Below are 8179 nucleotides of genomic sequence, written 5' to 3'. Positions count from 1 at the left end.
ACCTAGAAAGATAAAAGTTTATCAGTATGGTCCTGAATTAGGTGAGCGAGTACGGCGTCACCTTAAGCTAACCAATGATTCTTAGGGAGTCGATGAGACGTATGTGAAGGTCAAAGCGCAATGGGTATACCTATATTGTGCTGTTGAGTCGGAAGGAAATACGATTGATGTTTATTTAAGCAAAACAAGAGATCATCAGGCTGCAAAGCGCTCTTTCAAGAAAGCTTTGCAGTCTTTTTATGTTTCAAAAGCCTCGTGTTATCACAGTAGACAAGAACCCAGCCTATCCTATAGCAATTGAAGAGTTGAAGAAAGAGAAAAAGATGCCTGTAGGCAACCAAATAAGACAGGTGAAAGATCTTAATAACATCGTAGAACAAGACCATCGTTTTATTAAAAAGAGAGTTCGTGCGATGTTAGGATTGAAATCTTAGCGTACAGCCAAGAATATTTTGAGTGGAATAGAAGTGATGCATATGATCAAAAAGAAGCAAGTTTACCAAGGGGTGAAGTCTGCCCAAAATTAAAAAGAATTCATTCATAAATTGTTTGGATTAGCTACATAAACTAGCAATGTAAAGGAAATTGATATTCTATGTTTCTAGCGAGTAGTTTTTGCGCCAGAACCAAAAATATCCGTACTATGAAAACGAAAGTACTTTCATTAGTATAATAAGTGAGTTTTAACCAGTAAATGGTTTTTTGAACAATATATAAAGGGATGATAAAAATGAAAGCTATTGTGTTTGGAAGTACAGGGTTTATCGGAAGTCATACTGTTGAGCAATTAGTATTAAAAGGTCATGAAGTGACAGCTGTTGTGCGTTCACATCGTAACGTTGCTTTTTTAAAGTCTTTAGATGTTAGGATTGTTGAAATAGACTACTCGGATACTGCATCCATCAAAGAAGTAATCGAAGGTCATGAAGTTGTTTACAACTGTATAGGGAGTGTTGGTTTAAGTTCAAAGATTGATTTAGAGCATTCAGTAGAAATTGAACTTACAAAAAAGTTAGTGAGAGCAGCTTCTTTAAGTGCTGCAAACCGATTCATTCAGCTAAGTTCTATTGTGGTATACGATTTTCATAGCAGTGAGCCGTTAGATGAGTCATATTGCATAAAACCACAATATCCCATTCAACAACTGCTCCTGAGACGAGAAGAAGTAGTAAGGAAAATAGGGGAAGAAACAGGTATAACAACAATTATACTACGCCCAGCAAGTGCAATTGGTCGTCGGGATTATACGTCTTTCTTCTCACGCTTATTTCAACAGCACATGAATGATCAGTTTCCACTCGTTAAAAATGGTAAAACGAAAGTATCGCTTGTTGACACAAGAGATGTAGGGCAAGCAATGGAGTGGCTCGGGAGGTATCCATTTCCTACAGGAAGCACAAATATATTTGTATTAAAAGGGTTTGATACAACGTGGAGAAACTTGAAGGAAGAGATTGACGAAGCAAGAGGAATGAAGGCTAACATTTACGATTTATCTTGTGTTGTTGAGAATCCAATGTCATATAGTTTAAAGACGTTTCATACGGACCGGATTTGGAATGATGAAAAAATAAGGAAGCTTGGATTTACAACAAAATATTCTCAAAAAGAAAGTATCAAAGATGCGGTTCAAAGTTTACTCGAAAGGGAAAAAGATACAGGTGTTGAAGGCAGATGAATTGACTCCAAAAAAGCAAAATTCATATAATAAATTCGTAAGTCTGATGAGAAGGTGAATCAAAGCGTTACGCTTTGATTATCATGAAAATTGCTGAAGGATTAGAAATACTGAAGTTAGAAATGGGTTCTGGAGAATAGAAAATGGTTGTTTATCCTACGGTTATCTATGATAAAGAGTCTTGTGTGCTTGTTGATACAGGAATGCCTGGTTATGCAAAAGAGCTTTACAACTTAATGAGTGAAGAAAATCTAAATCCTGAACGTCTTACAGGAGTTCTGTCAACACATCAAGATATTGATCATATCGGAAACTTGCCACAGCTGATAGAGGAGAACGAGAACCTACATACCTATGCTCATGAAGAAGATAGGCCATATATTGATGGAGAAAAGCCGTTTATTAAATTAGATGAAGAAAAGAAGAAACACGTGACAGGTTCACTAAATGAGCATGAACGCTTATTGTTTGATGAGACGTTTTATAATCCCGAAAACAAAAATGTGACACATGTATTAAAAGATGGCGAGACGTTGCCTATTGCGGGTGGAGTAAAAGTGATTCATACACCAGGTCATACGCCAGGACATATTTCTCTTTATCATGAACAAAGCAAAACATTGATTGCAGGAGACGCAATGATTGTAGAAAATGGCGAGCTTTTAGGTTCGAATCCTCCATTTACGCCAAATATGGAACAAGCTCTCGAATCTCTCAACAAATTTAAACACTTAGAGATTGAAACGTTAATTGGTTATCATGGAGGAATACTTAAAGGAGATATCGAGAAACGTCTTCAAGAATTAACGTCACATTCTAAGTCTTAATACTTGACCTATGAAATAATAAGTTCCTTCATAATATAATTTCTTTGAAAAGAAGAAATGCTGTTCAAAAAGGGGCGATGGAATGGCTAATGAGAAGATTTGGCACGATGTTGATCAGTATTTGAACGGTAAATTAGTTGGTGCTCATGATGTCTTTGAAGAAGTGTTAAAAGAGAATGAAAAAACAGGGTTGCCTGCAATTGATGTATCACCTACTCAAGGTAAATTTCTTCACTTACTAGCAAAGATAAAAGGAGCAAAACGTGTTTTAGAAATTGGCACACTTGGAGGATATAGCACGATTTGGCTTGCGAGAGCTCTTCCTAGTGATGGCAAACTTGTGACATTAGAAGTGAATAAAAAGCATGCAGAAGTAGCACGGGGTAATTTGAAGAGAGCACATGTAGATCATCTTGTTGAAATTATTGTTGGTTCTGCACTTGAGACGCTTCCATTGTTAAAAGAGAAGGGAGATCCGTTTGATTTAATCTTCATTGATGCTGATAAGCCTAACAATCCACACTATTTAAAATGGGCTCTTCAACTGTCAAAGAAAGGTACGGTTATTATTGGAGATAATGTTGTACGAGAAGGAAGAGTTATTGAAGAAGACAGTGAAGATGAAAGCGTAAAAGGGATTCGCGAATTTATCGATCTATTAGCGGGTGAAAAACAAGTTGATGCAACAGCTCTTCAAACGGTTGGAAGTAAAGGGTATGATGGTTTAGTTTTCGGTATTGTAGGGTAAAGAAAGCATCCATTCTTTATACAAAGAATGGATGCTTTTTGGGGGAGGATTAGGTTAAAGGGAAGGTTTCTTAGGGTGGTTGTGATGAGACTCTACAAAGTAATCATCAAATGTTTCGATCTTTTCAACTTCAAGCGATTGTCCGTCGCTTTTTAAGCAGAAGTAAGCAGAAAGATAAATAATAAAACAGAGAATAACAATAGAAAGCATCGTAAATCTCTCCTCACTTTCGATATTTGCTTCAAGTGTAGAGTATGAAACGCTTTGCAGGTCAAATAGAAAATGAGGGAAGGATGAGAACATAAAAAATAACGGAGGAAACTCGCTAAAAAGTAACGAGCTTCCTCCGTTATTCATGTGTGCTATAACTTGGATGATTAGCTAACGATGAAATAAATGGCTACAGCGACCAAGTTTGGCGCAGCGACTGAGAGCAATCGCTTTGATTTTTTCCAACTCTTCATGTTGCGGTCTTTCTTTTCGAAAGAAAATTTATTTTTATCTTTTAATGTGATACTGTGAACGAAGTAATCGGCTGAAAATAAGAACGAAACCCAGCCTACGCCACCTGAAATAAAGTAAAGATATGACCCATTCCCTGTAAAATAAAAGGCGGCCAATGACACCAACAATATAATAATGCCAATCATAAATCCTTTTTTAATCAAATTGATTCCTCGATTCCTTGATGGATTATTAATTCTATTTTAACATATTTCTGCAAGAAAGTGTTAGATAACGCTAAATACGATCATTAATGTTGTTTGTAAAACTAATAATCCTATCATATATAAGCCGAAATTTCCAGAGTCAGCTTGCCCTTTTTTTCGATTGAAAGTAACGAAATAGAGCGTGATTAAAGCAATTGTGAGGACAATATTGATGTCCAGAGTCTTGAAAAAAATGCATAATAACAAATTAGAGGTGATCCATTGAAAATTAGAAAAGCAAGTGAAAGAGATATAAAAGAGATTGCCAAAATCTATGTTGATAGCTGGCGAACAACATATGATGGTTTGGTACCTAGGACGTTTCTAAATGAATTATCATATGAGACGTCACAGCATAAATGGCAGTCGTTTTATGATGATGACGTAAATGAAACGGTTATGTATGTAGCGGTGAATGATATGGAGAAAGTGGTAGGATTCGCAGCAGCTCGGTGTATGCTTCATAAGAAACGTGAAGGTGAACTGTATGCTCTATACCTTTTAGATCAGTGCCAAGGGAAAGGGGTAGGAAGATCTCTTGTTAAAGCGGTCGCAGCTCATTTTATCCAAAATGACGTTTCTTCCATGTTTGTATGGGTGATGAAAAATAATCGTGCTGGTCGGGGGTTTTATCAATCTTTAAAAGGTACATATACAAGAGGGCGTCAAAGCGAATTTGGGGGATATGTTGTTGAAGATGAGGCCTATAAATGGGATGATCTTTCCCTTTTAACATAATAAAAAAAGAGACCTATTATATTATATTTAGATTAGACAAGTAAAACAGTTGGTAATAATAAGACCCCACATATTAGACATGTCTAATATGTGGGGTCTTATTATTATATCTTCGTAAAGTAATCAGTAAATTTTTCATTTTCTTTTGCCCATAATTGCTTATTTTCTTTTTCTAACTTTTTCATTCCTTCATAAAACCGGTAATTTGACGATACAAATCCTCAGGATGAGTTAACGTAACCATATGATCTGCACCAGAAATTTCAACAATTCGAGCGTCTGACTGCTTTCGAAAGTAGTCAGCGACACGAAGGTTATCGGGTAATTCCTCCGTACCAATCATAAATAAAGTTTTAACAGTCAACTCATCCAGTCTTTCGGCTGCAGGAGGATTCGGCCAAATCATATCAAAAGCTGGCCAATTAAATGTCCTTTTGATATGGTGTCGAAGCATTTGTTCAGTAAGCTCTTTGTGGGGACTAGCCTGGACAACACGATACGACAGTGCACTTTGTGAAACCTTAATCATTTTGTCTATATCTGGTGCAGCCGCACTTACCTTATTCATGTATTTTGCAAACTCCGATGAATAGTTAAACCCTGTCAATGCGGGTGCGATTAAAACCAATTCCGATACGTATTCAGGATATTCTAATGAAAAGTCTGTTGCAATCTGTCCCCCCAGAGAATGTCCGATCAATGTGGCCTTATGAATATTCAGATGGTCAAGAAGCCCCTTCAAATCTTCCACACAATTAACATCTCCTACTGGATTCGGTGATTTCCCGGCTCCGCGTCCGTCAAAAGCAACGACCTTGTAGTGTTTTGCTAAAAGTGGCGCAACAAATGTCCAGTCCCGTAAATCAGCGCCACCACTGTGAAGAAGAACGACAGGGCGCCCGTTACCATTAACCTCATAATACAAATCCATTGAAATCCCTCCATTACAATTTAATATTATAATTTAATAATTAAAACTATGTTATCTTTCTCAAATAATTCTTCCTTTTCCTGGATTAACTTACGCTTCAAGAAGCGCCTTTTAATTTCCTTCCTTATTCTAGAATATGGCCTTTTTATGCAAAAAAGGCGCATATCCTTACTCTGGAAATGCGCCCTTTTCATGAAGACTTGGTTTCAAGGTAATATTAATAACAAGCTTCCGCATTAGTCCCCTTTACTTTAAGTGAATTTCGCTGAAATCTTCGGGATATACCGAGTGTTTTTTTTTGTAAATAATAAGATTGTTAAACAATAAATTGAGGAGGACTTGTATGCAACAGCATCAACAAGCTAAAGAGAATTTGGGTTCTATTATGAAACCAGAATTTTCCGGAACTGATGCACAAAAAGTAAAACAAGAAATTCAAAAAGATGTAAGCGAAGGACAAGGAGCAGTGACTTCCCGAGAAGCAGGAGCAATACGTGATTAAAAAACCACTCTGAGTGGTTTTTTTCTGCTTCAAGATTAAACACTTTACATCTCTCATTTGGATTTGATCGAGATGCTGCAAATTTAATAATTAAGCACGGTTGGTTTGAAAGACCACCTCAAGAAACGCATTTTATACATACTAAACTATATTTTCAACCTTTATTTTCTTAATACAAAATGTAAATAAAAAAGGATAATTAGCCCTCATAATAGACTAACTATCCTATTAATTATTATCTTAATTTAATGTAGTAGGTCTCTTTTTTTGATTTTTTTACATATATTTATAATATTGTAATATAAAGTTTGTTTTTATTGAATATATAGTGAAATACTTTATGTGATAAATACCATGCAATTAAAAGCTTATATTTAAACATTTTATTGTGTATTTAATTATTTTTTGATTTTTTTATATAATTTTATTGACGTACATAATACTTTTTTAATAAAATAATAAAAGATTATATTCATTACAGTATGTATATTCTGACTTTTTTGTTGATTCACACAAATGAAAGACGATATCAGGCTGTGAGATTTTTTAGGGGGATTCATCATGGAAGCAGCTGTAAAGAAAGAAACACAGCAGCCGGCGGAATTAAAAAAGAAACATCCGCCTGGACTCTACTTATTATTTGCCACAGAGGCATGGGAACGCTTTAGTTATTACGGAATGAGAGCTATTCTTGTTTTGTATTTAACAGCTACTGCCGCAAGCGGCGGGCTTGGTGTTGATAAAGCAACAGCATTAAGCTTATACGGCACATTTACAAGTGCAGTTTATATTACGCCAATGATTGGTGGCTATTTAACAGACCGTTATCTTGGCCGAAGATTAGCGATTACGCTCGGCGGTATCATAATGGCGGTCGGGAACTTCTCTATTTTCCTTCATCAAAGTATGGCGGCTTTATACATTGGACTTGCCCTACTTATTATCGGGAATGGATTTTTCAAACCGAACATTTCAACGCTTGTTGGAGACTTATACGAAGAAAACGATCCTCGACGCGACGGAGCGTTTACAATCTTCTATATGGGAATTAACGTTGGAGCATTCTTCGCACCGCTTGTTGTTGGATTAATGAGCTATAAATATGGTTTCCTAACAGCGGCAATCGGAATGATTGTTGGACAAGTTTTATTTAATACATTAGCAAAACGCTACTTAGGTGATCTTGGTCTTAAACCAACAAGAAAAATTCAGCAAGAAAAAACACATACAACAAAAGCACCATTAACAAAACAAGAAAAAATGAGAACACTTGCGATTGTTATTTTAGCTTTCGTGACGATTGCTTTCTGGACAGCATTTGAACAAGCAGGAAGCTCGCTAACTCTATATACGCAAGAACACATTGACCGTCATATTGGAAGCTTCACAGTTCCAACAGAATGGTTCCAATCGTTAAATGCAATGTTTATCGTTCTATTAGCGCCAATTATGTCTATTGTTTGGTACAAGCTTGGGAAATCAAAACGCGGTGACTTTAAAACACCAACAAAAATGGGTATGGGATTAATCACCGTTGGTTTAGGGTTCTTAGTATTAGTATCTGCTGTATTACAAACAGGAAACAGCTCAGAACTAAAAGTAAATTTATTGTTTATGGTTTTCACTTACTTCCTACACACGCTAGCTGAACTAATGATTTCACCAGTTGGACTATCAATGGTAAGTAGACTTGCTCCACTGAAACTTGCTTCTCTTCTAATGGGAGTATGGATGGCAAGTTCTGCAGTAGCAAACAAGCTAGCAGGGGTGTTAGCAACATATACGCAATCATTCGGATATTTGAAAATATTTGGTGTAATTAGTGCCGTAACCATTGTTCTTGGAATTATCGTCTTATTCCTTTCAAAACCAATTGCAAAATTAATGGATTAATCGAAAGCTGCCTTTTTAGAAGGCAGCTTTCTTTTAGTATATTCACTTCATGAGGAAAACGTTTTCCTTACCTTGATTGTAAAGCCTTTTTCAAAAGTGTTAAGAAACAGGATAATAATGAGTAATAAGACTCTATATAGTAATTATGTCTT

At 36.1% G+C, this 8179-nt stretch carries 9 protein-coding genes and 1 pseudogene; 7 read left to right on the top strand and 3 right to left on the bottom strand.

The window, feature by feature from the left end; genetic code table 11:
* Positions 1 to 16: 16 nt before the first annotated feature.
* The 4 genes and pseudogenes from MOC86_RS04205 to MOC86_RS04190 all read left to right on the top strand — a co-directional run.
* Positions 17 to 527 (top strand): annotated as a pseudogene (locus MOC86_RS04205) (IS6 family transposase); the annotation flags it as partial.
* A 203-nt stretch (positions 528 to 730) separates the two neighbouring features.
* Positions 731 to 1678, top strand: a complete 948-nt coding sequence (locus MOC86_RS04200; RefSeq protein ID WP_268582928.1) for an NAD-dependent epimerase/dehydratase family protein — start codon at positions 731 to 733, stop codon at positions 1676 to 1678.
* 143 nt (positions 1679 to 1821) lie between these two features.
* A complete protein-coding gene (locus MOC86_RS04195) occupies positions 1822 to 2505 on the top strand; it encodes an MBL fold metallo-hydrolase (RefSeq protein ID WP_268582927.1) in 684 nt (227 codons plus the stop codon).
* 82 nt (positions 2506 to 2587) lie between these two features.
* Positions 2588 to 3253, top strand: coding sequence for an O-methyltransferase (locus MOC86_RS04190; RefSeq protein ID WP_268582926.1), 666 nt, complete (start codon positions 2588 to 2590; stop codon positions 3251 to 3253).
* Positions 3254 to 3307: 54 nt separating this feature from the next.
* Here MOC86_RS04190 and MOC86_RS04185 read toward each other — a convergent pair whose 3' ends face one another.
* The gene (locus MOC86_RS04185; protein ID WP_268582924.1) at positions 3308 to 3463 is read right to left on the bottom strand and encodes a hypothetical protein; all 156 of its coding nucleotides are present in this window, start codon (positions 3461 to 3463) and stop codon (positions 3308 to 3310) included.
* Positions 3464 to 3630: 167 nt separating this feature from the next.
* Positions 3631 to 3921: a DUF5316 family protein gene (locus MOC86_RS04180; RefSeq protein WP_268582922.1), complete on the bottom strand. Its 291-nt coding sequence runs from the start codon at positions 3919 to 3921 to the stop codon at positions 3631 to 3633.
* Positions 3922 to 4185: 264 nt separating this feature from the next.
* Here MOC86_RS04180 and MOC86_RS04175 point away from each other — a divergent pair, with 264 nt between their 5' ends.
* Positions 4186 to 4701: a GNAT family N-acetyltransferase gene (locus MOC86_RS04175; protein WP_268582921.1), complete on the top strand. Its 516-nt coding sequence runs from the start codon at positions 4186 to 4188 to the stop codon at positions 4699 to 4701.
* A 181-nt stretch (positions 4702 to 4882) separates the two neighbouring features.
* Here the strand turns inward: MOC86_RS04175 and MOC86_RS04170 are convergent, their stop codons facing one another.
* Positions 4883 to 5632 (bottom strand): alpha/beta fold hydrolase, encoded by a 750-nt coding sequence (locus tag MOC86_RS04170; RefSeq protein WP_268582919.1) that lies wholly within the window; start codon positions 5630 to 5632, stop codon positions 4883 to 4885.
* A 343-nt stretch (positions 5633 to 5975) separates the two neighbouring features.
* Between MOC86_RS04170 and MOC86_RS04165 the strand changes: the two genes are divergently transcribed.
* Together MOC86_RS04165 and MOC86_RS04160 are read left to right on the top strand one after the other, a co-directional pair.
* Positions 5976 to 6134 (top strand): hypothetical protein, encoded by a 159-nt coding sequence (locus MOC86_RS04165; protein ID WP_268582917.1) that lies wholly within the window; start codon positions 5976 to 5978, stop codon positions 6132 to 6134.
* Between the two features lie 561 nt (positions 6135 to 6695).
* Complete coding sequence (locus tag MOC86_RS04160) at positions 6696 to 8027, top strand: peptide MFS transporter (protein ID WP_268582916.1); 1332 nt, start codon at positions 6696 to 6698, stop codon at positions 8025 to 8027.
* The last annotated feature ends 152 nt before the right edge of the window (positions 8028 to 8179 follow it).

Source organism: Priestia endophytica (assembly GCF_026790145.1).
GTDB classification, from domain to species: Bacteria; Bacillota; Bacilli; order Bacillales; family Bacillaceae_H; genus Bacillus_I; species Bacillus_I endophytica_A.
The sequence above is the reverse complement of the archived record's forward strand: the minus strand, read 5'-3'. Positions and strand labels throughout refer to the sequence as shown.